Below are 2,237 nucleotides of genomic sequence, written 5' to 3' on the forward strand. Positions count from 1 at the left end.
TTTCGCAGACTTCCACGCCCTTCTTCGTCTTCTGACGCCAAGACATCCCCCATGTGCCCTTGATAGTTTGACCATCACAATCTCAAACTCGTGATCTGCGAATTGCTCCGCTGTCACTTTAGATCTCGATCGCGATGAACCATCAGACGATAAATCCCACTACCACACACTCGGCAACCGGCAAAGCCGATCCCCGAATGCATCGAGCGGGCTACATCGAATCCTTGCAAGCTCATCTCGAGCGAAGCCACTCCCTCGATCCGCTCCCGAAGGAGCCTCTCAAGCGACGGGCTTCACTCAAACGCTTCTTGAAGAACTACATTTTGCTCGTGCCACTCAAAGGCGAACCTTCAAGTGAAAGCACAAGCACATGTGGTGCTCTTAGATGCTTTTTACCCAACAACCAAATTGTCAAATATCAGTGATCACCGGAGCGATCAGGTGCCGCTGGAAAGCAGCCAAGGGAACAGTGCAAGCCGTGTGGCATGGCTGTTCACTTGGTCACCTTCGGGCGATTTGCGAATCTTAGCGGCTTCCGAACCAGGTCGTCAACGGCTGTTTTCGCTTTTTCGAAGCCCCGGTTTTTTTGCTCGCCCTGGGCAGCCAGGGCATCCAAAAAGGGCTCGAAACCGAGTCGCTGAACGATCCTTCGCGTCGCGTCGGAGCTCATTAACTCGGTCCGGGAAGAATCGCATCTGAAGCGAAAATCCGCAAGAGCTCTCCGCGAAGTTTTTGCAAAAATTGGACACATAGCTGCAGCTGCTGCCGCAGGTGCTGCGAAGTCGCGGCGGATTCGCGTCAAAGCGGTACGGCGTCCAGAGGCAACAAGGCCGTCGGCGTCCCTGATTGCAGCGTTCCCGCGGCACATCGCTTCGGGCGGGGGCGGGAGCTGTGAAGCCACCGAGGACCCAGAGGACACCGAGAAAATCTGAAGTGAGGGAGTTGAGCTTCGCCAACCATTCCCTCCGCCTGGGATGGTGAAAAGCCCGGAGAAAAAGGCCGCCCGAATGAGAAACGGCACCTCAAAATGTTACTCTCCCGCTTGCGGGAGGGTCGGGCTCTTAGGCCCGGGGAGGGCAATGGGTTTCGGCACGAACTCACGATTGAGCCGTAGGAAAACGAGCCCATGCGTGGAGCAAAAGGGTCACACCCACTCATCACGCGATCGTCTGGCGGACCCTCCCCGCTCGTTCCTCGCGACCCTCCCGGGGGGAGGGTGGTGTCCTACGCGAAACAGCGTCAACTCACTCACGAGAACGTTTTCACCATCACTACCTCCGCCTCTGTGAGCTCGGTGCCCTCTGTGGCTGACTCCTTGTTGGCACTCCGCATCATAGATGGCGTAGCCCCGGACGGGGCGGGAGCTGGGAAGCCACCGAGGTCACAGAGAGCACCGAGGACGACCGAAGTGAAGGACTTGAGCTTTCGCCAATCACTCCCGCCGCCTGGGATGGTGAAAGGCGCCGGAGGGAAAAGGTCGCCAGAAGGAGAAACGGCACCTCAAAATATTACTCTCCCGCTTGCGGGAGGGTCGGGCTCTTAGGCCCGGGGAGGGCAATGGGTTTCGGCACGAACTCACGATTGAGCCGTAGGAAAACGAGCCAAAGCGTTGAGCCAAAAGGGGCACACGCACTCATCACGCGAGCGCCGACCGGACCCTCCCCGCTCGTTCCTCGCGACCCTCCCGGGGGGAGGGTGATGGCTATCGCAAAACAGCGTCAACTCACTCACGAGAGTGTTTTCACGATCACTCCCTCCGCCTCTGTGGGTTCTGTGCCCTCTGTGGCTGACTCCGAAGGGCGGGCCCACCAGCAGCGCGAAGATCGAGGGCTGAACATCCGCGATATCTGAGTGATCCGCGGTCCGCTGCCGCCCTCTGTGGCGAAACGCTCATGGGAGTGAGCGAGCGGCGCATGAAAAAACCCTCTAGGCCAAAGACCAAGAGGGTTTTTAAAATCCGGCGATACCTACTTTCACGCTGGTATGCACTATCATCGGCTCGGAAAGCTTAACTGCTGTGTTCGGGATGGGAACAGGTGTCACCTTTCCGATATGTTCACCGGAAGGACGGGTGCCGGGGTATTTCACCCGGCACCAGCCGTGTGTTGTTGGGTAAATTGCGATTCTTATAAGAAGCGGTGATCGAACGCGGAGGCGTCCGTCACGAGTGCAAGATAGTGATGGTCAAACTTTCGCCCGTTAGTACTGGTTAGCTCAACACGTTACCGTGCTTACAC

Annotated in this window: 1 rRNA gene; it reads right to left on the reverse strand. The window is 57.6% G+C overall.

Annotated features, from left to right (window positions below):
* Positions 1-1,955 precede the first annotated feature (1,955 nt).
* Positions 1,956-2,064 (reverse strand): 5S ribosomal RNA (gene rrf, locus GNK13_RS17420).
* Positions 2,065-2,237: the final 173 nt, after the last annotated feature.

Origin of the sequence: Candidatus Laterigemmans baculatus, assembly GCF_010367455.1 — a bacterium.
In the GTDB taxonomy this organism is placed as follows: Bacteria; Planctomycetota; Planctomycetia; order Pirellulales; family Pirellulaceae; genus Laterigemmans; species Laterigemmans baculatus.